The organism is Salinimicrobium soli (genome assembly GCF_048323655.1).
Classification (GTDB): domain Bacteria; phylum Bacteroidota; class Bacteroidia; order Flavobacteriales; family Flavobacteriaceae; genus Salinimicrobium; species Salinimicrobium soli.
The window spans coordinates 156,671-180,942 of sequence record NZ_JBLUWW010000006.1; the positions used below are offsets into that span (position 1 = coordinate 156,671).

Annotated in this window: 23 protein-coding genes; 16 read left to right on the forward strand and 7 right to left on the reverse strand. The window is 42.4% G+C overall.

Annotation, left to right across the window (positions count from 1 at the left end):
- Window positions 1-131 precede the first annotated feature (131 nt).
- Entirely contained in the window at window positions 132-3,563 is a 3,432-nt protein-coding gene (locus tag ACNORC_RS14375) for a methylmalonyl-CoA mutase family protein (RefSeq protein WP_418336364.1), read from the forward strand.
- A 198-nt stretch (window positions 3,564-3,761) separates the two neighbouring features.
- On the opposite strand, the gene ACNORC_RS14380 is transcribed toward ACNORC_RS14375, so the two are convergent.
- Genes ACNORC_RS14380 through ACNORC_RS14390 form a run of 3 tightly spaced genes read right to left on the reverse strand, consistent with a single transcriptional unit; the run spans window position 3,762 to window position 5,611 of the window.
- Window positions 3,762-4,175: a YkvA family protein gene (locus tag ACNORC_RS14380; RefSeq protein ID WP_418336365.1), complete on the reverse strand. Its 414-nt coding sequence runs from the start codon at window positions 4,173-4,175 to the stop codon at window positions 3,762-3,764.
- A 6-nt stretch (window positions 4,176-4,181) separates the two neighbouring features.
- The gene (gene ligD, locus ACNORC_RS14385; protein WP_418336366.1) at window positions 4,182-5,006 is read right to left on the reverse strand and encodes a non-homologous end-joining DNA ligase; all 825 of its coding nucleotides are present in this window, start codon (window positions 5,004-5,006) and stop codon (window positions 4,182-4,184) included.
- On the reverse strand, window positions 5,006-5,611 hold the full coding sequence (locus ACNORC_RS14390) for a DNA polymerase ligase N-terminal domain-containing protein (protein WP_418336367.1): 606 nt from the start codon (window positions 5,609-5,611) through the stop codon (window positions 5,006-5,008). Before ACNORC_RS14390 ends, ligD begins: the two co-directional genes overlap by 1 nt.
- A gap of 179 nt (window positions 5,612-5,790) precedes the next feature.
- Between ACNORC_RS14390 and ACNORC_RS14395 the strand changes: the two genes are divergently transcribed.
- The 3 genes from ACNORC_RS14395 (at window position 5,791) to ACNORC_RS14405 (ending at window position 8,216) form a co-directional block, all read left to right on the forward strand.
- Window positions 5,791-6,405, forward strand: a complete 615-nt coding sequence (locus tag ACNORC_RS14395; protein ID WP_418336368.1) for a MarC family protein — start codon at window positions 5,791-5,793, stop codon at window positions 6,403-6,405.
- Between the two features lie 88 nt (window positions 6,406-6,493).
- Window positions 6,494-6,685 carry a cold-shock protein gene (locus ACNORC_RS14400; protein WP_418336369.1) on the forward strand — a complete coding sequence of 64 codons (192 nt, stop codon included), beginning with the start codon at window positions 6,494-6,496 and terminating at the stop codon, window positions 6,683-6,685.
- A gap of 136 nt (window positions 6,686-6,821) precedes the next feature.
- A complete protein-coding gene (locus ACNORC_RS14405; RefSeq protein WP_418336370.1) occupies window positions 6,822-8,216 on the forward strand; it encodes a hypothetical protein in 1,395 nt (464 codons plus the stop codon).
- A 21-nt stretch (window positions 8,217-8,237) separates the two neighbouring features.
- Here the strand turns inward: ACNORC_RS14405 and crcB are convergent, their stop codons facing one another.
- Together crcB and ACNORC_RS14415 are read right to left on the reverse strand one after the other, a co-directional pair.
- Window positions 8,238-8,615, reverse strand: a complete 378-nt coding sequence (gene crcB / locus ACNORC_RS14410; protein WP_418336371.1) for a fluoride efflux transporter CrcB — start codon at window positions 8,613-8,615, stop codon at window positions 8,238-8,240.
- Window positions 8,615-9,643, reverse strand: coding sequence for a GyrI-like domain-containing protein (locus ACNORC_RS14415; RefSeq protein WP_418336372.1), 1,029 nt, complete (start codon window positions 9,641-9,643; stop codon window positions 8,615-8,617). The genes crcB and ACNORC_RS14415 overlap by 1 nt, the downstream gene beginning before the upstream one ends.
- A 166-nt stretch (window positions 9,644-9,809) precedes the next feature.
- Here ACNORC_RS14415 and ACNORC_RS14420 point away from each other — a divergent pair, with 166 nt between their 5' ends.
- From ACNORC_RS14420 to ACNORC_RS14430, 3 genes are all read left to right on the forward strand, one after another.
- On the forward strand, window positions 9,810-11,846 hold the full coding sequence (locus ACNORC_RS14420) for a dipeptidyl-peptidase 3 family protein (protein ID WP_418336373.1): 2,037 nt from the start codon (window positions 9,810-9,812) through the stop codon (window positions 11,844-11,846).
- Between the two features lie 295 nt (window positions 11,847-12,141).
- The gene (locus ACNORC_RS14425) at window positions 12,142-12,528 is read left to right on the forward strand and encodes a pyrophosphohydrolase domain-containing protein (RefSeq protein WP_418336374.1); all 387 of its coding nucleotides are present in this window, start codon (window positions 12,142-12,144) and stop codon (window positions 12,526-12,528) included.
- A gap of 58 nt (window positions 12,529-12,586) precedes the next feature.
- Complete coding sequence (locus ACNORC_RS14430) at window positions 12,587-13,609, forward strand: Gmad2 immunoglobulin-like domain-containing protein (protein WP_418336375.1); 1,023 nt, start codon at window positions 12,587-12,589, stop codon at window positions 13,607-13,609.
- Between the two features lie 5 nt (window positions 13,610-13,614).
- Here the strand turns inward: ACNORC_RS14430 and ACNORC_RS14435 are convergent, their stop codons facing one another.
- Window positions 13,615-14,691, reverse strand: a complete 1,077-nt coding sequence (locus ACNORC_RS14435) for a branched-chain amino acid aminotransferase (protein WP_418336376.1) — start codon at window positions 14,689-14,691, stop codon at window positions 13,615-13,617.
- 113 nt (window positions 14,692-14,804) lie between these two features.
- Here ACNORC_RS14435 and ACNORC_RS14440 point away from each other — a divergent pair, with 113 nt between their 5' ends.
- From ACNORC_RS14440 to ACNORC_RS14450, 3 genes are all read left to right on the forward strand, one after another.
- On the forward strand, window positions 14,805-15,299 hold the full coding sequence (locus ACNORC_RS14440) for a DUF4920 domain-containing protein (protein WP_418336377.1): 495 nt from the start codon (window positions 14,805-14,807) through the stop codon (window positions 15,297-15,299).
- Between the two features lies 1 nt (window position 15,300).
- The gene (gene mnmC2, locus ACNORC_RS14445; RefSeq protein ID WP_418336378.1) at window positions 15,301-15,975 is read left to right on the forward strand and encodes a tRNA (5-methylaminomethyl-2-thiouridine)(34)-methyltransferase MnmC2; all 675 of its coding nucleotides are present in this window, start codon (window positions 15,301-15,303) and stop codon (window positions 15,973-15,975) included.
- Between the two features lie 79 nt (window positions 15,976-16,054).
- Entirely contained in the window at window positions 16,055-16,975 is a 921-nt protein-coding gene (locus ACNORC_RS14450; RefSeq protein ID WP_418336379.1) for a TIGR01777 family oxidoreductase, read from the forward strand.
- A gap of 27 nt (window positions 16,976-17,002) precedes the next feature.
- On the opposite strand, the gene ACNORC_RS14455 is transcribed toward ACNORC_RS14450, so the two are convergent.
- A complete protein-coding gene (locus tag ACNORC_RS14455; RefSeq protein WP_418336380.1) occupies window positions 17,003-17,695 on the reverse strand; it encodes a YceI family protein in 693 nt (230 codons plus the stop codon).
- A gap of 157 nt (window positions 17,696-17,852) precedes the next feature.
- On the opposite strand from ACNORC_RS14455, the gene ACNORC_RS14460 reads away from it, so the two are divergent.
- The 6 genes from ACNORC_RS14460 (at window position 17,853) to ACNORC_RS14485 (ending at window position 24,272) form a co-directional block, all read left to right on the forward strand.
- Window positions 17,853-18,437, forward strand: a complete 585-nt coding sequence (locus ACNORC_RS14460) for a nucleotide exchange factor GrpE (protein ID WP_418336381.1) — start codon at window positions 17,853-17,855, stop codon at window positions 18,435-18,437.
- A gap of 35 nt (window positions 18,438-18,472) precedes the next feature.
- Complete coding sequence (dnaJ, locus tag ACNORC_RS14465) at window positions 18,473-19,597, forward strand: molecular chaperone DnaJ (protein WP_418336382.1); 1,125 nt, start codon at window positions 18,473-18,475, stop codon at window positions 19,595-19,597.
- 229 nt (window positions 19,598-19,826) lie between these two features.
- Window positions 19,827-20,756: an ABC transporter ATP-binding protein gene (locus tag ACNORC_RS14470; RefSeq protein WP_418336383.1), complete on the forward strand. Its 930-nt coding sequence runs from the start codon at window positions 19,827-19,829 to the stop codon at window positions 20,754-20,756.
- Complete coding sequence (locus tag ACNORC_RS14475; protein WP_418336384.1) at window positions 20,749-22,041, forward strand: ABC transporter permease; 1,293 nt, start codon at window positions 20,749-20,751, stop codon at window positions 22,039-22,041. Before ACNORC_RS14470 ends, ACNORC_RS14475 begins: the two co-directional genes overlap by 8 nt.
- A gap of 2 nt (window positions 22,042-22,043) precedes the next feature.
- Entirely contained in the window at window positions 22,044-22,958 is a 915-nt protein-coding gene (locus ACNORC_RS14480) for a mechanosensitive ion channel family protein (protein WP_418336385.1), read from the forward strand.
- A gap of 150 nt (window positions 22,959-23,108) precedes the next feature.
- Window positions 23,109-24,272: a sigma-54-dependent transcriptional regulator gene (locus ACNORC_RS14485; RefSeq protein ID WP_418336386.1), complete on the forward strand. Its 1,164-nt coding sequence runs from the start codon at window positions 23,109-23,111 to the stop codon at window positions 24,270-24,272.

A 24,272-nucleotide genomic window follows, 5' to 3' on the forward strand; every position in this document is an offset into this window, starting at 1 on the left:
AGTTATCCTGAAATTGATGGTCTTTTTCCGAATAATGGCTGAAAAAGGGGACATTTTGAATAAATAGTAAAATATGCACAGTTCCTTCCTAAATTCGTAAATTGCGGTCCCTAAAACGTTTTCGAAAGAACATGGAACAACAAACTCCTTATAAACCCAAGAATAAAGTTAGAATTGTTACCGCAGCTTCCCTTTTTGACGGGCATGATGCGGCTATAAATATCATGCGTCGTATCATCCAGTCCACCGGCGTTGAAGTGATCCACCTGGGGCACGACCGCAGTGTGGAAGAGGTGGTGAACTGCGCGATACAGGAAGATGCCAACGCCATTGCCATGACCTCTTACCAGGGCGGGCATACCGAATATTTCAAGTATATGTATGACCTGTTGCAGGAAAAAGGCGCAGGTCACATCAAGATCTTTGGTGGCGGTGGCGGAGTGATCCTTCCCGAAGAGATCAAAGAACTGGAGGATTACGGAATCACCCGCATCTATTCTCCCGATGACGGAAGAGAGCTCGGTTTGCAGGGAATGATCAACGATCTGGTTGAAAAATCTGATTACCCTATTGGTCAAAACCTGAACGGGGAAGTGGATCATCTTTCTGAAAAAGAACCCGGAGCTATCGCGCGAGTGATCTCGGCTGCGGAAAATTTCCCGGAAGTTGCAAAAGATACCCTTCAGAAGATACATGAAGACAATAAGAAAAGCCAGATTCCAGTCTTGGGAATCACCGGAACCGGTGGGGCGGGAAAATCCTCTTTGGTTGACGAACTCGTACGCAGGTTTTTGATCGATTTTCCTGAAAAGACCATTGGGATCATTTCTGTAGATCCCTCAAAAAGGAAGACCGGCGGTGCCCTTTTAGGAGACCGTATCCGGATGAATTCGATCAATAATCCGAGGGTTTACATGAGATCATTGGCGACACGACAATCAAATCTTGCCCTTTCCAAATATGTAGCTGAAGCTATTGAGGTTTTAAAAGCTGCAGATTACGACCTGATTATTTTGGAGACTTCCGGAATTGGACAGTCAGATACAGAGATCCTGGAACATTCTGATGTTTCTTTATACGTTATGACTCCCGAATTTGGAGCAGCTACCCAGCTGGAAAAGATCGACATGCTCGATTTTGCCGACCTGGTAGCTATCAACAAATTTGACAAAAGAGGAGCTTTGGATGCGCTAAGGGATGTGAAGAAGCAGTACCAGCGCAACCACGGACTGTGGCATGAAAATGTAGACAAACTTCCGGTTTTTGGAACCATAGCTTCGCAGTTCAACGATCCCGGGATGAATACGCTGTACCGGCAGATCATGGACAAGATCGATGAAAAAACAGGTTCCGATTTTAAATCAGATTTCCATATTACTGAAGAAATGAGTGAAAAGGTATTTGTGATTCCGCCAAGCAGAACGCGATACCTTTCAGAAATAGCAGAAAATAACCGCTCTTACGATGAAAAGGCTTCAGCCCAGGCTGAGGTAGCTCAAAGACTTTACGGGATCTACAAAACTTTGGAATCGGTTACAGGAGTGAAATTGCAGTTGAACCAGTTCGGAATCGAAGAGGAGAGCCTTCAGAATTCAACTTCCGCAGAAAATGAAGACCTGGTAAATCTTCTTAAAAAGGAATTTGACAAGGTGAAGATGGATCTAGATCCTTACAACTGGGAGATCATTACCGGATGGGACGAGAAGGTGAACAAATACAGGCAACCTATTTACAGCTTTAAGGTGCGCGGTAAGGAGATCAAGATCAAAACCCACACAGAATCTCTTTCTCACACCCAGATCGCTAAGGTGGCGTTGCCAAAATATTCTGCCTGGGGTGACATTTTACACTGGTGTCTTCAGGAGAACGTGCCGGGAGAATTCCCATATACTGCCGGGCTTTATCCTTTCAAAAGACAGGGAGAAGATCCAACCAGAATGTTCGCGGGTGAAGGTTCGCCCGAGAGGACAAACCGTCGTTTCCATTACGTGAGTATGGGCTTGCCGGCCAAGCGACTTTCAACAGCCTTCGATTCGGTTACCCTCTACGGAAATGATCCCGATCATCGTCCCGATATCTACGGAAAGATTGGGAACTCAGGGGTTTCTATCTGCTGCCTTGATGATGCGAAGAAATTGTATTCAGGTTTTGATCTGGCCGATCCTATGACCTCGGTAAGTATGACCATCAACGGTCCCGCGCCAATGTTACTCGGATTTTTCATGAATGCTGCGATAGATCAGCAGTGTGAGAAATATATCAAGGAGAACGGTATGGAGCAGGAGGTGCAGGAAAAGATCAAAAAGATCTATGCCGATAAAGGTGTGGACCAGCCAAAATATCGTGGCGAACTTCCGGAAGGAAATAACGGTCTTGGTTTGATGTTGCTTGGAGTAACCGGAGACCAGGTGCTTCCGAAGAACGTCTATGAAGATATCAAGAAAAGAACTTTAAGCCAGGTGCGGGGAACCGTGCAGGCCGATATTCTGAAGGAAGACCAGGCTCAGAACACCTGTATCTTTTCTACAGAATTCGCGTTGCGACTGATGGGCGACGTGCAGGAATATTTTATTAAAGAAAATGTTCGCAACTTCTATTCGGTATCAATTTCCGGATACCATATTGCCGAAGCAGGCGCAAACCCGATCACTCAGCTGGCTCTCACCCTGGCAAACGGTTTCACCTACGTGGAATACTACCTGAGCCGTGGCATGGATATCAATGAATTTGGTCCAAACCTGTCTTTCTTCTTCTCTAACGGAATTGATCCGGAATACGCGGTGATAGGAAGAGTGGCACGAAAGATCTGGTCTAAAGCTCTTAAATATAAATATGGGGCGAATCCGCGGGCACAGATGCTAAAGTATCACATCCAGACTTCCGGAAGGTCGCTACACGCACAGGAGATCGATTTCAACGATATTCGAACTACACTGCAGGCGCTTTATGCCATCTACGATAACTGTAACTCGTTGCACACCAATGCTTATGATGAGGCGATCACGACGCCTACAGAAGCTTCGGTAAGAAGGGCGATGGCAATCCAATTGATCATCAACAAAGAATTGGGGCTTGCCAAAAATGAGAATCCTATCCAAGGATCATTTATTATTGAAGAACTTACAGATCTTGTAGAGGAAGCTGTACTTCAGGAATTCGATCGTATTACCGAGAGGGGCGGAGTCTTAGGTGCAATGGAAACTATGTACCAGCGAAGTAAGATCCAGGAGGAAAGCCTGTATTATGAGACGTTGAAACATAACGGGGAATATCCGATTATTGGAGTAAATACTTTCCTGAGCTCAACAGGTTCTCCAACGGTTACCCCTGGAGAAGTTATCAGGGCTACCGAGGAGGAAAAACAAAACCAGATCAAAACCCTCAATGACCTGCATGAAGCCAAGAAAGAGTTGGAGAAAGAGACTCTTGACAAGGTAAAAGCCGCAGCGGTTCATAACGAGAATATCTTTGAAGTCTTAATGGAGGCAACAAAAGTGTGCTCTTTAGGGCAGATCACAACCGCGCTTTTTGAAGTCGGCGGGCAGTATAGAAGGAACATGTAAGCAGAGAGCCAACTTTACAGCTTTTACGTAAAGTTGTGCGAATCGCTTATCCCGAGAGGCGCAGCCGAATCGGGATCTAATTCACCATATAAATTAAACCTCACAGGTCTTCAAGACCTGTGAGGTTTTTTATTTCTAAAAGAGGTACAAAACAATCAAACAATAAGAGGTGTCAAAAATGCCCTTTTTGGAAGGTATTTAAGATTCCTCTTCCTCCGTCTTGTTTTGAAGCACTTTCCACTTTTCATAAGTGACCAGGTCGTCATTTACGAGGGTGAGACAGGCAGCGATCACACCGGCATCATCCAGAAAACCAGCGATAGGAATAAAGTCGGGGATCAAATCCAGAGGCATCCAAACGTAAAGTAAGGCTCCTCCCACAGCTGCGATGGTTTTCCACGGCACTTCTTTGTATTCCCCGGTCCAGTAATCCTTTAACAAGGCGAACATACTCTTTGCTTTGTGTATATAAGCCTTAATAGAATCATTACTCCTGATCTTATCTTCAATCTTCTCCTGCTTGTGTAGTACCTTTTCCAGGTCTTTTTCCTTAAGCTTTTCAGCTTTTTTGTTCATTTCTTCTGTGGCCTGTTCGGGGCTGATTTTCTTCATGATCTTTTATTTAGGTTCTACTGTTTTTTGTCCCAGTCTTCTGAAAATATTCTCAATATTATAAAAATCTGCACTTTCCAATCTGGTAAGTTCTTCCCATTGAATTGGAGTTGCAATCCCGGCTTCCTCATTCGCCCTTAGGGAATAGGGGCAAACTGCCGTTTGCGCATAGGCATTTCGAAGGTAATCTACGAAGATCTTTCCTTGCCGCTGATCTTTTCGAAGGTTTGTTGTGAGCAGATCGGGCCGCAGTTTAGTGACTTCTTCAGCCACTTTACGGGCTTCTTTTTTTACTTCGTCAAAGTCCTTTCCCCGCCTGATATCGTAATACAAATGAAGGCCACTTTGCCCGGTGGTCATCACTTCCGGTTCTTTTTTCTGCTTTTTGAGATAATTTCTTACCACTTTGGCGGCTTCTTTTACCTTTCCGAAGTCTTCTTCGGAAGGATCGAGATCAAATATTACTTTATCGGGTTGTCGCAATTTGTCTTTTCGGCTAAGCCAGAGATGAAATGTTACGGTTCCCTGGTTGACAAGGTAAAGAAGGGTCTTTTTGTCATTGCAGATGATCTGCGTGTTACTGCCTTCTTCAGTTTTGACTTCCACTGTTTTTATGTAATCAGGAAAATAATCGGAAATGCTTTTTTGGTAAAATCCGCTCTCATCAATTCCGCCTGGAAATCGTTGGAGGGTGAGAGGCCGGTCCTTCATATATGGCAGCATGTGATCTGCGATCCTGTCATAGTATTCAGCCATCTCTCCTTTTGTGATCTTCTTCTGCGGAAAAATGATCTTATCGGGATGTGTTATTTCAACGCCGGCAATTTCCATTATTCTTTCTCTGTTGATTCCTGACCTTCCTCTTTTTCTATTTCCTTTAAACTACGGCCGCTAACTACACTTTTGGATTGGGTGCTTACGGGATTTCGTCGTGCATCGGCTTCCTCATCATGCTGTTTCATGAGAAGCCAGTTCCCTTTCATTTTTCCCCCTTTCATCTCAATAAGGTTGTACCCGCCTTTCAGCTTCTTGCCGTGAAGGGTGACCTCAATACTTCCTTCGTTATAACTTTCTTCGAGCGAAATAATATTTCCCTCTTTGTCTTTTTTATTGCTTTCTATCGTCCCTTTATCCCAGATCATTACCGTGCCTCCTCCATATTCTCCCTGCGGAATAGTTCCTTCAAAATTGGCATACGCGATAGGATGATCTTCAGTAGGAATAGCCATTCGCTTAACAGAAGGATCGGTACTGGGGCCCTTGGGAACTGACCAGGATTTTAGAGTGTTATCTATTTCCAATCTGAAGTCATAATGCAAATTGGTGGCGTCGTGTTTCTGGATCACAAAAATGGGTTTTTCATTCTTCTTTTTTGAAGGTTCATCTTTTGGCTCCCGGGTTTTGGTGAAATCTCTCTTCTCGTTATAGCTTTTCATACCACATGATTTGCTCTGAGCAAAATGTACAAAAATTGGTCCTGCAGCAACGTTAAAGAAGTCTCAAAATGGAAGAAGAATTCTTCCGAAGAGGTGTCAAAAATGAAAGATTTCCGAGGAATTTTTGCAGGAACTTAATTTTAAATACTTTTACCCCCTTAGCTAAAGCAGGATTGGAAATGGAAAGCATCGGGGTTTTTGCCATTGCAGTATTTACGGGGTTTATTGCTATTAATAATCCGGTTGGGAATGTGCCTATTTTTCTGAGCCTTACCAGGCAGGCAGACAGGCCAACGCGTAAGACGATCTCCAAAAAAGCGACTTTTACTGCCTTTGTAATAGTATCTGGATTTATTATCCTTGGAAAATACATTTTTGACTTCTTTGGTCTTACCATCCCTGCCTTTAAGATAACGGGTGGGATTCTGGTATTTTTTGTTGGTTTCGAGATGATAAGGGCGCAGGTGTCGAGTATTGATAACCAGGCTGAGGTGAACTTCAATGAAGGTATTTCAATTTCCCCACTCGGGATTCCTATTCTGGCCGGTCCCGGTACGATTGTTACCGCAATGAACTTTACAACTAATGCTACATACCTGGAACTCGGGATCATTCTTGTCATGTTTGCCGTGGTAATGTGGTTAAATCACCTTGCTTTTCTCTCCAGCGAGTATCTTGTGCGCTATATTGGAGCAAATAAGATAGTGGTAGTGGAAAAAATCATGGGATTAATTATCGCCATTATTGGAGTTAATATGCTGATACAGGGGATTCACATCGCATTTCTGAATTAACAAACCTTCCTTTAAATAATAATTTATTGATTTATAGTTGGTTATAAGTTTTATAGTTGTACCTTCGCCTCCAATTTAAATTTATATAATGAATAAAGGTATTGTTAAGTTCTTTAATGAATCAAAAGGTTACGGATTTATAAAAGACGAAGAATCGAATGAAGAGTATTTCGTACACGCTAATGGATTGGTTGATGAGATCAGACAGGATGACGAAGTTACTTTTGACCTTGAAGAAGGTAGAAAAGGTGTAAATGCAGTAAATGTGAAACAAGCATAGTTTCATATTCCAGTTTATATTCTTAAGCCTTACATTTTGTAAGGCTTTTTTAATGCCCTAAAGTGAAGGTTTTTTGCCTTTTTTGGGGCTGAAAATTCGGAAGGAGTATTAATGGGAAATTTCTTAAATTAATTCCATGAGAAAACTTCTATTCTTTCTGTTTCTGAGCTTACAGGTTGCCGCCCAGGAATATACCGTTAAAAAAGGACTGGTAGTGGATTCCCTGAAAGTTTCCGACTCCCTTTCTGAAACTTATGCGCTCTACCTTCCGACGAACTTTCAGCCGGATAAGAAGTGGCCGGTGTTATTTCTTTTCGACGGAAAGGGCAGAGGAAGAGCTACGGCTCAACTATTCAAGAATGCCGCTGAAGAGCAGGGTTACCTGCTGGTTTCCTCGAATGCTGTTTCTGAAGAGCAACCCCTGAAGGAGAATCTGGAAGTCGCTTCCAGATTAGTTTTGGGCACGGCGGGAGCATTGCCTTTTGATCTTAATCAGATCTCTGCAGCCGGTTCCAATGAAGGAGGGAGAGTAGCCAGTACTGTTCCGGTGCTTTTCAAAAATATACTTGGAGTGATTGCAGTCGGGAACGAATGGATCAAATTTGACCTTTTAGACAAGAAAAAAGACTTCTGCTTTATCGGAGTTACCGGAGATGAGAATTTTGCTTCCGCAGGAATATATTATACCGCCAGGCAGTTAGGTGCCCAAAAATATCCGGTAGAGGTCTATACTTATGAAGGTGGGGGAGACTGGCCCGAATCTGAGATCATTTCAAGTGTGGTGGGTTCTTTGACCCTGGAAGCAATGAAAAAAGAACTCCGCCTTGTTGATCAACAGCTTATAGATAAACTCTTTGAAGAAGATCTTTCCCGAGTGGACAAACTTATGAGTAATGTCAAACTTTTAAAGGCACATGAACTTCTGGAAACCATGCTGGATAAATATAAAGATCTTCATGATCTGTCCCGGGTGGAGGAGAGGCTGAACTCCTTGAGAAAATCAAGGAATTATATTTCTCAAAAAAGGGAATATGAAGATGTGGTGGAAAAGGAGATGCGACTCATGGATGACTTTTCCTATTACATGGAAGATGACATTCTTACCCGAAATTTAGAAAATCTTGGTTGGTGGAACTATCAAAAGATAAGGCTGGATTCTATTTCAAAGGTGGGTGGGGCCGAAGGTAAGATGGCTGAGCGCCTGAAAGGTTTTGTTGCTGAAGTGGCCAATTCCTTCCGTGACGAAATGGAGAAGCAAAAAGGTTATTCTGTCGATTCTAAAATGATCGCCAATCTTATAGCCACGATCTATAATCCGCACAATTATGAGGCTTATAAAGATATTATAACTCTCAGTGCGCAGGATAATGATTTTCCAACCGCTCTTTTTTACCTGGAGGAAATGCTTAAGAATGGCTATAAAGATATGGACGAATTATACGAGATTCCCGGAACATTGGGACTCAAACTTACGCCGGAATACAATGAATTGATCAGGAAATACCTTGGTGATTCCCGGTATTACGACTAGCCGCTCTTAAAAAAGGAATTTTTAAAAAGCTGCCACGTAACGTGAAAGCCAGATGCCAGCATAGATTGCAGCTATTCCTACTGCTACTGTAGAAACCACGTAGATTCCGAAACTAAGAAAATCACCGTTCTTCAAAAAGATCTGGTTCTCATAGGCCAGGGCAGAAAAAGTAGTGAATCCGCCACAGAATCCGGTGGCAAGTAATAGGACGGCATTTGTGGAAAAGAAGTTGTGGCGATAAGCAAGTCCAAGAACCAACCCGATAAGTAAACTTCCGAGAATGTTAACGGTAAACGTACCCAAAGGCAACACTTCAGCCCTGTTCAGGCTGCGCGAGATTAAAAACCTTAAAACGCTTCCCGTTCCACCTCCCAAAAATACCAGCAACAGCTGTTTCATTATTTTACCGGAATATAGATTTCAGTGATCCATAATGCCGGATTGTCGACTTCGTCAGGATCGGTAATGTACATCTCAAATGGTTGTCCCTGTGGATTTACTTCAAGACCATTTTCTTCGATATACCTGTAGGTCCTTTCCCAGGCTTCCGAAGCATTTTTATGATTTCCTTTGAGAGTGGTCTTCACCACCTTTTGAGGTTGCAAATATCCGTTCAGAACTTCGCTGCCGGAAGGCGTGATGACCTGGCTGGGAGTTGGAACTGCCGCTGAAAAAATAGTTGTTCCGTTGCGTTCATCCCGCTGATTGTAGATCACAAAAGGCTGCCCGCTTATGGAAATGTTGTTCTTTTCCATATATATGCTCACCTGCTCGATCATATTGGCTGCTTTGGAATTTACCTCGCCAAAACGTGCAGCGGTTGTAGTGTACATATAATATCCGCCTCCATGCTCAGTAACACCATCCACGTTAATAGAGTACTCCTCCATTTTACGGGTTACGTTCTCTTCAATATTTTTAAGACTGCTTTCAAAGATAGGCTTGAAGATCTCGGCCATATCTCTGTCCTGCAGCGCGAACGCTAATTTTTCCTTAAAAGTCAACGTTCCGGCCATTTTCCAGCTTACCAGGGTTTGCTTTTCTTCTGGACGTATGGTCCAGTGAATAATACCTTCTGCCTGGCCCAGGCTTGTCTTCATTATTAATTGTTGGTCTAATTGAGAATATGGAATTGCAGAAACCGTTGTGATCTTTCCATCTCTTATTTCATCAGCTTTCCAATTCAACTCAGCACCTTCTCCCACCGTTTTATCAGACAGGTTCATTTCAATTCCCTCAACTTCAGACCAGCCTTCCCAGGTTTGCCAGTTGGAAAGATCGGCTATTTCCCTGTACAACATTGGTGCAGGCGCATTAATTATCTGGTTACTTTCTACCGAATAATCGCCATCTTTGGTAGCAATGTAAATGGAGCCGGCAATAATCAGGATTAAGATCAGGAAAAGAAGATACTTTATAATTTTCATGGTCTGTAGAAGGGTTGGTTGAATAATACGCTAATATAGTTAATTTGCACGATGTTTCTTACATTTGCTATTCATTCAGAAATGAATTCCATTCAGGTGAAGATCAATATTAATCAGAGCCTGAGGAGCATTTCGAACTTCAATATGAACAATTAATACCTTACCCATGAAAATTAAATTTTTATTGATGCTAATGTTGGCATCAACCCTCATTTTCTCGTGCGGGGAAGCCGCTGTTGACAAACCGGCCCAAACAGAAAATGTCCAGACTGATGAATTCGATTATACCGCAGATGAATTCGCCGATGTCAGGGTTTTACGTTACCAGATCCCGGGCTGGGAAAATCTGAGCTTGAAGGAACAAAAACTGGTCTATTACCTAACACAGGCGGGATTAAGCGGTCGCGATATCATTTGGGACCAGAACTACAAACATAACTTGAAAATAAGGGAAGCCCTCGAAAACATCTACACCAACTACGAAGGAGATAAATCTACCGAAGATTGGAAGAACTTCGAGACCTATTTAAAGCGTGTGTGGTTCTCTAACGGAATTCACCACCACTATTCTATGGACAAGTTGAAGCCTGCCTTCAGCAAGGATTATTTTGATATGCTGCTTGCCGAAACCGATACTGAACTTTCCGGAGAAGCTTATGAAGTGATCTTTAATAATAAGGATAGCAAAAAAGTGAACCTTGATGAGTCTAAAGGACTTGTTGAAGGATCTGCTGTTAATTTCTATGGTGATAATATCACTGCTGACGAGGTTGCTGCATTCTACGCTAAAAAACAAAGTCCGGATCCAACGAAACCTCTTGCCTTTGGATTGAATTCAAAACTGGTAAAGGAAAATGGACAGCTTGTTGAAAAAGTATGGAAGAGCGGAGGCATGTACGGCAGTGCTATTGACAAGATCATATACTGGCTGGAAAAAGCTAAAGGAGTTGCAGAAAATGAAGAACAGGCAAATGCCCTTGGTCTTTTGATAAAATATTACAGAACAGGAGACCTTCAAACCTGGGATGATTACAACATCGCCTGGGTTGAAGCTACTGAAGGAGATATTGACTACATCAACAGTTTCATAGAAGTTTATAATGATCCGCTAGGATATAGAGGTTCTTATGAAACCATTGTTCAGATTAAGGATTTTGACATGAGCAAAAAGATGCAGGTACTTGAAGAAAATGTACAGTGGTTTGAAGATAACGCACCGCTGATGGAAGAGCACAAAAAGAAGGAAGTGGTTGGCGTAACTTATAAAACAGTTATTGTAGCCGGAGAAGCCGGTGATGCTTCGCCAAGCACGCCTATCGGCGTGAACCTGCCAAACTCGAACTGGATTAGAAAAGCTCACGGAAGTAAATCTGTTTCTCTTGGAAATATTATCAATTCCTATAACAACGCCGGTAGCACCGGAAGGCTTCAGGAGTTTGCTCATGATGAGGAAGAGATCGCACTGGAAGAAGAATATGGTGTATTAGCAGATAAATTACACACGGCTTTACACGAAGTGGTTGGTCACGCTTCGGGACAACTGAATCCTGGAGTTGGGGAGACCAAAGAAACATTAAAAAGTTATGCTTCTACCTTAGAAGAAGGAAGAGCAGATCTTGTTGGTCTGTATTACTTAATGGACCCAAAACTGGAAGAGCTCGGATTGGTAGATGATCACGAAAAAGTAGGGAAAGCTGCTTATGATGGATATATTCGAAATGGATTGATGATGCAGCTTATCCGCCTTGAACCGGGAGCAGATATTGAAGAAGCCCATATGAGAAACCGTCAGTGGGTGAGTGCCTGGGTATTTGAACAAGGCCGTGATAAAGGCATTATTGAGAAGGTTACCAGGGATGGAAAAACCTATTTCAATATCACCGATTATGCAGCCCTAAGAGATCTGTTTGGTCAGTTATTGAAAGAGACCCAAAGGATCAAATCTGAAGGAGATTATGAGGCTGCTAAAAATCTTGTTGAAAACTACGGAGTAAAAGTAGACCAGGATATCCACAAGGAAGTGTTGAAAAGAAATGAGCAGTTCACTTCTGCTCCTTACAGCGGATTTGTCAATCCTGTACTGGTTCCTGAAATGGATGAAAATGGAGAGATCACTGCAATTAAGGTTGTTCAACCCCTTTCTTTTGAGGAGCAAATGTTGAACTACTCTGAAAACTACCACTTTTTACCGGTAGAAAACTAGAAACTAAGCTTCTAAAGCAAAACCGCCATTCCGAAAGGAGTGGCGGTTTTTTTATTTTCCAAAAAGGGGATTTTTAATTCTTTAAAAATGTCTTTAGCACAAACAGAAAAGCGATAAAAAGTATAAAACCAAATAGGATATAAATAGTGCCTTTGTAATATTTTTGGTGAAGGCGTAAGTCTTTCCTGTAACTAAAGATGATAACCCCTACGAAGGCCACAAAGAACAATCCCGCAAAAATCAGCTGTCCGGTACTAAACATTTGTATATTTTTATGCGAAGTTAAAGTTTTAAGATGAAAAAAAGATTAGAAGCTGTTCGTGAGTTTCACCAGGCATTTGGGCTGGGAGTCAAAACTACTCCAACCGCTAACCTTGGAGAAGATAAGAATAGATTGCGTTACAACCTTATGAAAGAGGAAAACGAGGAATACCTTCAGGCTGCAGAAAATGATGATCTGGTGGAAGTAGCCGATGCACTGGGTGACATGCTGTATATTCTCTGCGGAACCATTCTCGAACACGGGATGCAACATAAAATAGAAGAGGTTTTTACTGAAATTCAGCGCAGCAACATGAGTAAGTTGGGAGCCGATGGGAAACCGGTCTACCGTGAAGACGGAAAGGTCTTAAAAGGGCCGAATTATTTTCAGCCAGACCTTCAGAAGATCCTCGAAAAATAGATTTTAATATAGTTTTAAAAGCTATTCCCGCAGCCTTTTCCTATTTTAAAAAGAAAAAATGAAAAGGTCATTTTTCATGATCCTAATCTTCCTGGTCATTGGCTGCAAAAATGAAGAGAAGAATAAAACAGGATCTCCACCAGAACCGGTTGTTGAAGAACCGGCAGAGAGCCTTTCATTGAGTAAATATATCAGCGAAAAATGGCATTTTTCGATATCATTCCCAGAGGATTACAGAGTACTCGAAGGTAAATTGCCGGGTGATTCGCCGGTAATAAATATTTATGATCCCGAAACAGGGAATGCGCCACCTTATGCCATTCATGAAGAACCCGGCCTTTCTTACGTTGCCTTTCTCCCACAGGGTTTTGGCGTGGATGCTCCTTCCGGAAAGCGACTTTCTTTTAAGGAGTGGGAAAAGAATCTTCCTTTATCTTTTAATATTGACCTCGAAAGATCCACGGTATATCTTCTGAAAAACGGGGAGCCCTGGGCTCTTGATCTTAGGTTCCATCAACCGCCACCGGGATGGGGTGATTATGGAAGTATATTCGTTCATTATGCCGTCAAGAATTTCTCCGCCCAATGTTTTGACAGCTCCGGAAATGAAAAACCAATGCGGGAATGTGAGCCAATGGGGCCGGACAGAGTGGAATATTCCGGAGAAGTAATTTCGGAATCTAAAAACGCCCTAAATGCTGTTTTAGAAAGCCTGGAGTTCAATTCGGACAATACCCAAAAAAGGGAAATTTCTGATCTTATTAAGGTGGAACAACCAATGCCGAACATTGAGGTCTCCTCACCGTTAGTAGTAGAAGGGAAAGCCAGAGGTTACTGGTTCTTTGAAGGAGACGCCCCGATAAAATTGGTCGATAAAGATCAAAAAGTTTTGGCTACGGGATATATTGAAGCACAGGGCGAATGGATGACCGAAGATTTTGTCCCTTTTAGAGGGGAGATCAGATTTACGGCACCAGATGATGAGAGCGGATATCTTGTACTGGAGAGGGCAAATGCATCAGGAAAACCGGAACACGATAGAGTATATCGTCTCCCGGTACTTTTTCCTTCAAACAATTAAAAATACTATCTTTCTTTAACCGCGTATCTCCATCCAAACTTATCTTCAGTTTTGTTATACTGAATCGCCATTAGTTTGGATTTAAAGAAACTGGCATATGAATCTTCCTGTTCCGGAAGTTCAAATTTCTTTCCTGCGTGACCGAATCCTTTTACAGGGTTTATTGTAGCTGCCGTTCCGGCACCAAAAATCTCTTTCAGTTCCCCTTTTTCAGCGGCCTCAACGATCTCCTGTACTTTAACCCGTCTTACTTCTACAGGAATGTTGAATTCTTCGGCCAGGGTAATAACACTTTTCCGGGTCACTCCGTCCAGGATCCTGTCACTGGTTGGCGCTGTGATCAATTTATTTCCTACTCTGAAGAAAATATTCATTGTACCTGCTTCTTCCAGGTATTCATGAGTATTGGCATCGGTCCAGACTATTTGCTGGAAACCTTCCTCTTTGGCAAGATTGGTGGGATAGAATTGCGCTCCGTAGTTACCTGCGGCTTTAGCGTAACCTACACCTCCGTCAGCTGCACGGCTGAATTTCTCAGCAAAGACCACTCTTACTTCCCCACTGTAATAAGCTTTCGCCGGGGAACAAATGATCATGAATTTATAGGTTTTTGAAGGAGAAGCCGATACTCCGGGTTCTGTTGCAATAACGAATGGCCGGATATAAAGTGAATTACCGAAACCTTTTTTGATCCATTCCCTGTCAAGGTTCAGGAGGGTCTCAAGGCCTTCAAAGAACATATCTTTAGGGAATTCCGGAATAGCTAACCTCTTTGATGATCTATTGAAGCGTTCAAAATTCGCTTCGGGTCTGAACAACCAAACCTGGTCTTCATCATCTTTAAAAGCCTTCATGCCTTCAAAAATGGCCTGACCATAATGAAAGACTTTTGCTGAGGGCTCCAATTGAATGGGACCATAAGGTTGAATACTTGGAGCTTGCCACTCCCCGTTAACATAATCACACACCATCATGTGGTCTGTAAAAATATTTCCGAATATGAGATTATCAAAATCAACCGAACCGATTTTTGAAGCTGAAGCCTCAACTACATCGATTTCGAGAGGTATACCATCTTTCATGCTAAATATAGTTTTTGCAAATTTACCGAATAAAAAGCGGTATTTAAAGCCGGGGTTTGCCTAATTTTATCATAATAAAAAATGTGCGAATACTTAACTAAAAATATATGAATATGATAGTTTTACTAATAGTTTTTGTAGGAATTCTGAATTGCTACAGCGGTTTTTCTCAAGAGAAAATTACTTCCAAAGCAGCAGAAAAAGGCAATTACATCCTGGCAGGTGAAGAGTTTTCTGCGCAAAACATTCTTTCTGCCTATCAAATGCAGGAAAAATACAGGACGTTGAAGCCCGGTGACTCCCTGAATATCACTTTTATGGGGGAGGTAAATGAAGTTTGCCAGAACAAGGGCTGCTGGATGAAGTTAAACCTTGAGAACGGCGAAGAAGTGATGGTGAAATTTAAGGATTATTCCTTTTTCGTTCCTAAGGATATTCAGAATAAGACTGTCATTGTCAAGGGCATGGCATACGTTAGCGAGCTCTCTGTTGAAGAGCAGCGTCATTATGCTGAAGACGCCGGGAAGTCAGCCGATGAGATCAATAAAATAAATAGTCCGCAAAAGACCCTCTCCTTTGAAGCTGAAGGGGTAAAAATTATTAAATAGTTTGAAAAGAGAAATCATAAAGACTGCCGATGGCTCGGCTACTATTTACCTGCCGGAATGGAATGAACATTACCATTCCAAACACGGTGCCTTACAAGAGGCGCTTCATGTTTTTATCAAGACCGGATTTTATCATTTTCTGGAAAAGATTGCGGTGGAGGAGATCTCTATTCTTGAAATTGGATTTGGCACAGGATTAAATGCACTCATCACTTACATGGAAGCCAAAAAAGGGAAAATTTCTGTTAATTATACTGGGATCGAAGCTTATCCTGTAGCTTCCGAAGAATTGGAAAAACTGGATTATGCTGCCTCTTTTCATGAAGAGAATGCTTCCGAAGTTTTTGACGTGCTCCATGCCATTCCGTGGGAAGAAAAACACGAAGTTTCCGATTTCTTCCAACTGAAGAAAGAACAGAAATTCTTCAAAGAACTTAAGTATTCCGAAGCAGTTGATCTTATCTACTTTGATGCCTTTGGGCCGAGGGTGCAGCCTGATCTTTGGACCGAAGAGATCTTTGCCTCCATGTTCGCAGCTCTTAAGCCGGGTGGAGTGTTGGTAACCTATTCTGCCAAAGGAAGTGTAAGAAGAGCAATGCAGGCTGTTGGCTTTAAAGTGGAACGTTTGCCCGGACCTCCCGGGAAAAGAGAAATGTTACGGGCTACCAAATCCTAAGCTTTTGTTTATTCCTGTTAAACCTTAGCTAAAGGATGACTATACCTTTTTATAAAATTCATAATTTGAAAATAAAAATATGCGGGTATTGATCACCGGGGCTACCGGTCTCATTGGGAGTAAGATCACCGAATTATGCCATGATAAAGGCCTTGCTGTAAATTATCTTACTCACAGTAAAAATAAAATCCAAAAAAAAGAGAATTACCAGGGGTTCTACTGGAATCCGAAAAAAGGGGAAATAGATCCCTCTTGTATCGAGGGGGTTGGTGCTATTATTAACCTCGCTGGTGCCAACGTTTTTCAACCATGGACCAAAAAAAATAAAGAAAAGATTCTTAACAGCAGGATCGATTCTTTACATACTCTAAAAAAACTGCTGAAAGAGCAGGACCATAAAGTGGGGCAGATCGTCTCGGCAAGTGCTGTTGGTATTTATCCAAGTTCATTTACCAAAATGCATTATGAAGATGAAAAAGCAGTCGATGACAGCTTTTTAGGGATGGTATCTGAAAAATGGGAAGAAGCGGCCGATGAACTGAAGGAGCCGGACGTACTGGTAGCTAAAGTGCGAATTGGGCTTGTCCTATCGGAATCCGGGGGTGCGCTTCCTCAGATCGAGCGGCCGGTAAAATACAATCTTGGAGCGCCTTTAGGCAGTGGAAAGCAGTGGCAATCCTGGATACATATTGAAGATCTCGCCCGAATCTTTCTCTTTATTTTGGAGCAGGGGCTGGAAGGAGTCTATAATGGGGTTGCTCCAAACCCTGTGACCAATAAAGATCTTACGGAACAATTGGCAAAGGTCATGGATAAAAACGTTTGGTTGCCTAAAGTGCCGGGATTTATTCTAAAGACGGCGATGGGTGAAATGTCAAGCCTGGTTTTGAGTAGTCAATTGGTGAGCAGTAAAAAAATTGAAGATGCCGGTTTCGATTTTCACTACGTCAACCTTGAAAAAGCACTGCTCTCTATTCGAAATGAAAAAACCGGCTCGTAAGCCGGTTTTATGTGAAGAAGGTGGTAATTAAAGTTCGGTAAGTTCCGTTCTTTTTGCTTTCACCTCTATGGTCAATTCCATGTTATCACTGATGAACTTATCGCCAAGATCAGGAAATACAGAGTTTGATCTGTAATTGATTCCCCAGTCTGTTCTGTCAATTGAAAACGTTTCGCTTTTTAAGGTCAGCTCTTCCTTCCCAATAGTCGTGGTAACTGGAAACATAATGTGCTTAGACTCATCTTTGATTGTCAGGTTTCCTTCTAGCATTCTTTTTCCTTCCTGTTCAGACATTCCGGTAATTTCAAAGAAAGCTTCGGGATATTTATTAACATTAAAAAAGTCAGTTTCCTTACCTTCTACTGTGCCTTTCAAGTGGTTCTCAAGATTTCTTTTGCCTTTTTCATCCATTCCCTCGTCTGTCACTGTAATGGAATTCATATTGATCACTACTCTTCCTCCTACCAGTTCATTGGCAGTAGCTTTTATCTGGCCATTTTGAATATCAATGGTGCCAAGGTGTTCTCCGGTCGGCTTTGTTCCTCTCCATTGGATCACAGATGCCGCAGTGTCAATCTCAAAGGTCATAGCCTCTGGAGAAATAACTTCAGCCTCCTGGGCTTCGTTTGCTTTTACCTGGTTTTGTTTGTCGTTCTTGCAGGAAATACTTCCAGCTGCCACACCGGCAATAAGTAAAAAGTTTAGGACGGTTTTCTTCATCTGTACTATTTATTTTTAATTAAAGTGCAAAATTAGAACTTAGGGCCCCGTAAATCTCTTAATAGAAGCATAAAAAAATCTGGTGACATTTTGACATTTTACATTTATTGGCAGCACTTTTGTCTATTGATTGACGGAATAAAATATTTACTGAAAAATGAGCGAAAAAGAACGTAACGAAGAAAATATATCCGAAGAGGAGAGCATCAAAGATCAGGTGGAAGAAATACTTGACGAGGCTATAGAAGAAGCGGATTCCAAAGAAGAACAGCAGGAAACCGAAACTTCTGAATCTGAAAAAGAGCAGCTAAAGGCTGATCTTGAAAAGGAGAAAGATAAATTCCTGCGGCTTTTCGCAGAGTTTGAGAACTACAAGAGACGCACCAGTAAAGAGCGCGTTGAGATGTTCAAAACTGCCAGCCAGGACGTGATGGTTTCCATGCTTCCTGTACTTGATGATTTTGACAGAGCCCTTAATGAAATTGCCAAGGCTAAAGACAAAAACCTTTTAAAAGGTGTGGAACTTATCTATAATAAGTTCAGGGAAACTTTGCGTTCCAAAGGCCTGGAATTAATGGAAGTCAAAGAGGGTGACGCCTTTGATGCCGACCTTCATGAAGCTATTACTCAAATTCCTGCCCCTTCAGATAAATTAAAAGGCAAGATTGTTGACGTAGTAGAGAAAGGCTATAAACTGGGTGATAGAATTATCCGGTATCCAAAAGTGGTAACCGGAAAATAAATTTTTGACCCCAAAACCAAGAACAGCAAGTTATAATGAAACAGGATTATTACGAAATATTAGGGATTAGCAAGAACGCTACCACAGCCGAGATCAAGAAAGCTTACCGCAAAAAAGCTATTGAATTTCACCCGGACAAGAATCCGGGAGATGCGAAGGCCGAAGAAATGTTCAAGAAAGCGGCCGAAGCTTATGAAGTTCTAAGTAACGAAGATAAGCGCGCTAGATATGATCGTTTTGGACACCAGGCCTTCGAAAATGGCGGCTTCGGTGGAGGTGGCGGAATGAATATGGATGATATTTTCAGCCAATTCGGCGATATCTTCGGCGGCGCCTTTGGCGGCGGTGGAGGATTCTCCGGATTTGGTGGCTTTGGCGGCGGTGGCCAGCGAAGAATGAAGGGAAGCAACCTGAGGATACGGGTTTCCCTTACTCTTGAAGAAATTGCCAACGGAGTTGAGAAGAAGATAAAAGTAAAACGTAAGGTCCAGGCTCAGGGAACTACTTATAAAACCTGTCCTACCTGTCATGGTAGCGGTCAGGTGACCCGTGTCACCAATACTATTCTTGGTAGAATGCAAACTGCTTCTCCATGTACCTCTTGCGGCGGAAGTGGTCAGATCATTGATCATAAACCGGCAGATGCAGATGCACAGGGATTAGTAGTTAGAGAAGAAACCGTTTCAATTAAGATCCCTGCCGGAGTGGTGGAAGGAATGCAGTTGAAGGTTTCCGGGAAAGGTAATGAAGCCCCGGGTAACGGAATGCCGGGAGACCTGCTGGTAGCTATTGAAGAGAAAGAACATGAAGCACTTCAGCGGGAGGGAGATAACCTGCACTATGATCTGTATATCAGTTTTTCTGAAGCTACCCTGGGTACCTCACGAGAAATTGATACCGTCACCGGAAAGGTTCGCATTAAAATAGAGGAAGGAGTGCAATCTGGAAAGATCCTGCGCCTTCGCGGAAAAGGTATTCCAAGCATCAACGGTTATGGCAAAGGAGACTTGCTGGTTCATGTAAATGTTTGGACTCCAAAGACTCTGAGCAAAGAACAAAGAGAGTTCTTTGAGCGAATGGCAAACGACGAACATTTCCAGCCAAAGCCTGAAAAGAGTGATAAATCATTTTTTGAAAAAGTTAAAGATATGTTCACATAATGTAAGAATGTTAAATTTTTTTACATATATTTGAACATCACTAATCTTAATTAGTGACAATTTTTCTTTTTCATAGCAATTTTTTTCCCATCCTTAAGCGATTAAGGATGGGTTTTATTTTTAGAATAGCCTTATGTCGAAATTGGTGTTTTTCGTAGAAGTATTAAAATCTTCCTAATCTCCAAATTGACTTTTAGGCATTTCGATATCTTTACATCAAAGTTTCCTTATGGATAATCTCCTGATCGCAAAAAACATTTCCAAGAATTACGGCGATTTTACTGCACTCAATGATATTTCTCTCGAGATCCCCCGAAGTAGCATTTTTGGGATCTTAGGTCCGAATGGTGCCGGGAAGACTACATTTATCAGGATCATTAATCAGATAACCCTACCAAGTTCGGGGGAGATCCTCCTGGACGGGCACCCACTGCGACCGACCGATATTCAGCATATAGGATACCTTCCTGAGGAACGTGGGCTTTATAAGTCAATGAAAGTGGGGGAGCAGGCCCTTTATCTGGCTCAGTTGAAAGGGCTTTCCAAAAGTGAGGCAAAGGCGAGGTTGAAATACTGGTTTGAAAAACTGGGAATAGAGGATTGGTGGAATAAAAAGATCCAGGAACTGTCAAAGGGAATGGCTCAGAAAGTACAGTTCGTAGTAACGGTTTTGCACCGGCCAAAACTGTTAATTTTTGATGAACCCTTTAGTGGTTTTGATCCAGTGAACGCTAACCTTATTAAAGATGAGATCCTTCAACTACGGGATGAGGGAGCTACCATATTATTTTCAACTCATCGTATGGAGAGTGTGGAGGAGCTGTGTGACTATATGGCATTGATCCACAAAGGTCACAAATTACTCGATGGCGAAGTGACTTCCATAAAGAGACAGTACAAATCAAACACCTTTGAGGTTGGACTCGAAGCTCCAGACCTGGTAAGTCTCCGGAAGGAACTCGATGCGAAATTCAAGATCTCTGAAACCGAATTTAAAAGTATCAATAACGACCTTAAATTGAAGATACAGATCTCTGATTCTGCATCTCCAAACGACCTTTTGGTATATCTTACTACACGGGCACAGGTTAATCATTTTGTGGAAGTGATCCCTTCAGTAAACGATATTTTCATTAAAACAGTTACTACGAATGCGTAATCTAAAGCTCATCATAAAAAGGGAATACCTGGCGAGGGTTCGGAATAAGACCTTTATTGTAATGACCTTTTTGAGTCCACTAATTTTGGTTGGGATGATCGTACTGATCGCGTACCTGGCCAGTCTGAATAGTGAGGAGCAAAGGATAGTAGGGATCATGGATGAAAGTGAACTCTTTTCTTCGGAATTTTCCGATTCAGATGAAATAGATTTTATAGACCTTTCTGATCTTTCCCTTGAAGAAGCAAAAGCGGTGGTAAAGGATAAAGAATACTACGGACTTCTTCACATTCCGAAGATACCCGAAAATTCTTCCCCCGAAATACAATTTTTCGCACAGGAAGCCCCGGCCTTTGGTTTTCTTACAGAAATGGAAAAAACCATCAGTGATAAACTCACCAACCGCCAGCTGCAACAAAGGGGAATAGATGTCGACCTGATTGAACAATCTGAAGCGCGGGTTGATATTCAAATCCAGAATTTCTCGGGAGAACGCACTTCAAAAATGTCAAATTACGTCAAGATGTTCTTTGGTGGTGCCGCCGGCTATCTGTTGATGATGTTCATAATCATCTATGGGAATATGGTAATGCGGAGTGTAATAGAAGAAAAGACCAATAGGATCATTGAGATTATAATCTCTTCGGTAAAACCCATACATCTTATGTTGGGTAAGATCCTGGGAACTTCTTTTGCCGGGATCACCCAGTTCTTTATCTGGGTTATCTTGGGAGGAGTAATGTTAACGGTTGTATCGAGCATTGCCGGAGTAGATATCGCGGCAGCCCATAGTCCGCAGCAGCAGGCAATGGAACAGCTTTCAGACAATGACCTGCAGCAGCTGGTAATGGATATTGCCCGCTTGCCAATGTTGACTTTGCTTATTAGTTTTTTAGTTTATTTTATTGGAGGCTATTTTCTATACAGTTCGATTTATGCGGCTATTGGCGCGGCTGTAGATAATGAGACTGATACCCAACAATTCATGCTGCCGGTGATCCTGCCGTTGATGCTTGGGATCTATGTGGGCTTTTTCGCTGTTATTGAAAATCCGCACGGGGTGGTATCGACTGTTTTTTCGATGATCCCGCTTACTTCACCTATTGTGATGCTAATGCGGATCCCTTTTGGAGTGGCCTGGTGGGAACTGGCTATCTCTATTGGTCTGTTAATACTATCTATTGCCGGGGTGGTATGGATAGCGGCAAAGATCTACAGGGTTGGAATCCTCATGTACGGGAAGAAACCGGGTTACAAGGAGTTATATAACTGGCTTAAATATTAAGAATGCAGCAACGCGGGGTAGATCAGGTTAAAGAGGTTATACAGGAAGATATCTGGGGAACCATTCTGGATTTTCTTGACTATACCCTTGTTCCCTTTGGAAAAGGCGAAGACCAGGTGCGCATTACAGTGGGACTGGTCTTGCTGATCATCGTCGCTTTCCTGCTTACCAACATCGTAATGCGATGGGTAAGGATTTTCTTTACCAGAAAGCTGGCAGAATCTGATAAGCTTAAATTCATAAGTGTCTTTAAGTTCATCAGGTATCTGGTGTATGTGGTGGTGATCATCGCGGTGCTGAGTTCTGCAGGGATCGACATTACCATCCTTCTAACCGCTTCCGCAGCCTTATTTGTTGGATTGGGGTTTGCCTTGCAGGAACTTTTTCAGGATATAATTGGAGGGCTGTTCATTATAGTCGATAAATCGCTGCTTGTTGGTGACATCGTTGAAATGGAAGGCCGGGTGGGCCGGGTCATTGACATCAAACTGCGTACTACCAGACTTTTGACCCGAGATGATAAAGTAATGATCATTCCAAACCATAAATTTACCAGTGAGATCATTCTCAACTTCACTCAAAATCACCGTACCACAAGGGAGCTGGTTAGAGTGGGAGTGGCCTACGGCAGTGATACTGAAAAAGTAAAAGAGTTGCTACTGGATAGTGTGAAGGAGCAGGCAGGGATCACCAAAAAACCTGCGCCATTTGTCCTTTTTGAAGACTTCGGAGATTCTGCGCTTATCTTTTCCATCAACTTTTTTGTTACTGACAGTTTTGTGGATCCAAAGATCAAAAGCCAGGTGAGATATAAGATAGATCAGAAATTCAGAGAGAACGGAATTACAATTCCGTTCCCACAGAGAGATGTTCACTTCTTCAGGGGAGGTGGAATGGAGGATCTGGATCAGGAATAATGAGGGAGAATTTTTCCGAAGTAAAGAGGAAATGATGCCTGCCAACATTCAGTTTAAATTCTGAACATTTTGTATATTACAGCTATGCCATCAAGTACGAACTTCAGAAGGTTTATCTCACAGATTTTAAAAAGAAAAAAGTAAAGAAGCATGCCAAAGATTTTATTGATCGAAGACGAAGCTGCCATTAGAAGGGTATTAATTAAGATCCTTACCGAAGAAAACAATTCCTACGAAGTTGAAGAGGCTGCAGATGGTTTGGAAGGTATAGAAAAGATAAGAGAACAGGAATACGACCTGGTCCTGTGCGATATCAAAATGCCGAAGATGGATGGAGTGGAGGTGCTGGAAGCGGTGAAAAAACTAAAACCGGAGATCCCTATCGTGATGATCTCGGGTCACGGTGACCTTGACACTGCAGTGAATACCATGAGAATGGGTGCTTTTGATTACATTTCTAAACCCCCGGATCTCAACAGGTTATTGAATACCGTCCGCAACGCGCTGGACCGTAAAGAACTTGTGGTAGAGAACACGCGGTTGAAGAAAAAGGTCAGCAAGAATTTTGAAATGATCGGTGAGTCAGAAGAGATCAGCCGAATCAAAGATATAATTGAAAAAGTAGCACCTACAGATGCGCGAGTACTTATCACCGGGCCAAATGGAACCGGAAAAGAGCTTGTAGCCCACTGGTTGCACCAAAAAAGCGACCGGTCTTCTGGACCTATGATAGAAGTAAACTGCGCGGCAATCCCTTCTGAATTGATAGAAAGTGAACTTTTTGGCCATGTCAAAGGAGCATTCACGTCGGCTAATAAAGACAGGGCCGGAAAATTCGAAGCTGCTAACGGAGGCACCATTTTTCTGGATGAGGTGGGAGATATGAGCCTCTCTGCCCAGGCAAAAGTGCTGCGAGCACTGCAGGAGAATAAGATCTCCCGCGTAGGAAGTGATAAGGATATTAAAGTTGATGTGCGGGTAATAGCCGCGACCAACAAGGATCTCAAAAAAGAGATCGAGGAGAAGAAATTCCGGGAAGACCTTTATCACAGGCTGGCCGTAATTCTCATCCAGGTGCCATCTTTGAATGATCGAAGGGAGGATATTCCATTACTGGTAAATTTCTTTGCAGACAAGATCACTACTGAACAAGGGGTCAATAAAAAGACCTTTTCAGATGATGCTTTGAAGCTGCTTCAGGAGTACAACTGGACCGGAAACATCAGGGAATTGAGAAATGTGGTGGAAAGACTTATCATTCTGGGTGGCCAGGAAGTGACCGAAGAGGATGTGCGTCTTTTTGCCAGTAAATAA

Excerpts from the sequence above, each read along its gene's own strand:
- ACNORC_RS14375 (WP_418336364.1), top strand. The coding sequence starts at position 132 with ATGGAACAACAAACTCCTTATAAACCCAAGAATAAAGTTAGAATTGTT.
- ACNORC_RS14380 (WP_418336365.1), bottom strand. The coding sequence starts at position 4,175 with ATGAAGAAAATCAGCCCCGAACAGGCCACAGAAGAAATGAACAAAAAA.
- ligD (WP_418336366.1), bottom strand. The coding sequence starts at position 5,006 with ATGGAAATTGCCGGCGTTGAAATAACACATCCCGATAAGATCATTTTT.
- ACNORC_RS14390 (WP_418336367.1), bottom strand. The coding sequence starts at position 5,611 with ATGAAAAGCTATAACGAGAAGAGAGATTTCACCAAAACCCGGGAGCCA.
- ACNORC_RS14395 (WP_418336368.1), top strand. The coding sequence starts at position 5,791 with ATGGAAAGCATCGGGGTTTTTGCCATTGCAGTATTTACGGGGTTTATT.
- ACNORC_RS14400 (WP_418336369.1), top strand. The coding sequence starts at position 6,494 with ATGAATAAAGGTATTGTTAAGTTCTTTAATGAATCAAAAGGTTACGGA.
- ACNORC_RS14405 (WP_418336370.1), top strand. The coding sequence starts at position 6,822 with ATGAGAAAACTTCTATTCTTTCTGTTTCTGAGCTTACAGGTTGCCGCC.
- crcB (WP_418336371.1), bottom strand. The coding sequence starts at position 8,615 with ATGAAACAGCTGTTGCTGGTATTTTTGGGAGGTGGAACGGGAAGCGTT.
- ACNORC_RS14415 (WP_418336372.1), bottom strand. The coding sequence starts at position 9,643 with ATGAAAATTATAAAGTATCTTCTTTTCCTGATCTTAATCCTGATTATT.
- ACNORC_RS14420 (WP_418336373.1), top strand. The coding sequence starts at position 9,810 with ATGAAAATTAAATTTTTATTGATGCTAATGTTGGCATCAACCCTCATT.
- ACNORC_RS14425 (WP_418336374.1), top strand. The coding sequence starts at position 12,142 with ATGAAAAAAAGATTAGAAGCTGTTCGTGAGTTTCACCAGGCATTTGGG.
- ACNORC_RS14430 (WP_418336375.1), top strand. The coding sequence starts at position 12,587 with ATGAAAAGGTCATTTTTCATGATCCTAATCTTCCTGGTCATTGGCTGC.
- ACNORC_RS14435 (WP_418336376.1), bottom strand. The coding sequence starts at position 14,691 with ATGAAAGATGGTATACCTCTCGAAATCGATGTAGTTGAGGCTTCAGCT.
- ACNORC_RS14440 (WP_418336377.1), top strand. The coding sequence starts at position 14,805 with ATGATAGTTTTACTAATAGTTTTTGTAGGAATTCTGAATTGCTACAGC.
- ACNORC_RS14450 (WP_418336379.1), top strand. The coding sequence starts at position 16,055 with ATGCGGGTATTGATCACCGGGGCTACCGGTCTCATTGGGAGTAAGATC.
- ACNORC_RS14455 (WP_418336380.1), bottom strand. The coding sequence starts at position 17,695 with ATGAAGAAAACCGTCCTAAACTTTTTACTTATTGCCGGTGTGGCAGCT.
- ACNORC_RS14460 (WP_418336381.1), top strand. The coding sequence starts at position 17,853 with ATGAGCGAAAAAGAACGTAACGAAGAAAATATATCCGAAGAGGAGAGC.
- dnaJ (WP_418336382.1), top strand. The coding sequence starts at position 18,473 with ATGAAACAGGATTATTACGAAATATTAGGGATTAGCAAGAACGCTACC.
- ACNORC_RS14470 (WP_418336383.1), top strand. The coding sequence starts at position 19,827 with ATGGATAATCTCCTGATCGCAAAAAACATTTCCAAGAATTACGGCGAT.
- ACNORC_RS14475 (WP_418336384.1), top strand. The coding sequence starts at position 20,749 with ATGCGTAATCTAAAGCTCATCATAAAAAGGGAATACCTGGCGAGGGTT.
- ACNORC_RS14480 (WP_418336385.1), top strand. The coding sequence starts at position 22,044 with ATGCAGCAACGCGGGGTAGATCAGGTTAAAGAGGTTATACAGGAAGAT.
- ACNORC_RS14485 (WP_418336386.1), top strand. The coding sequence starts at position 23,109 with ATGCCAAAGATTTTATTGATCGAAGACGAAGCTGCCATTAGAAGGGTA.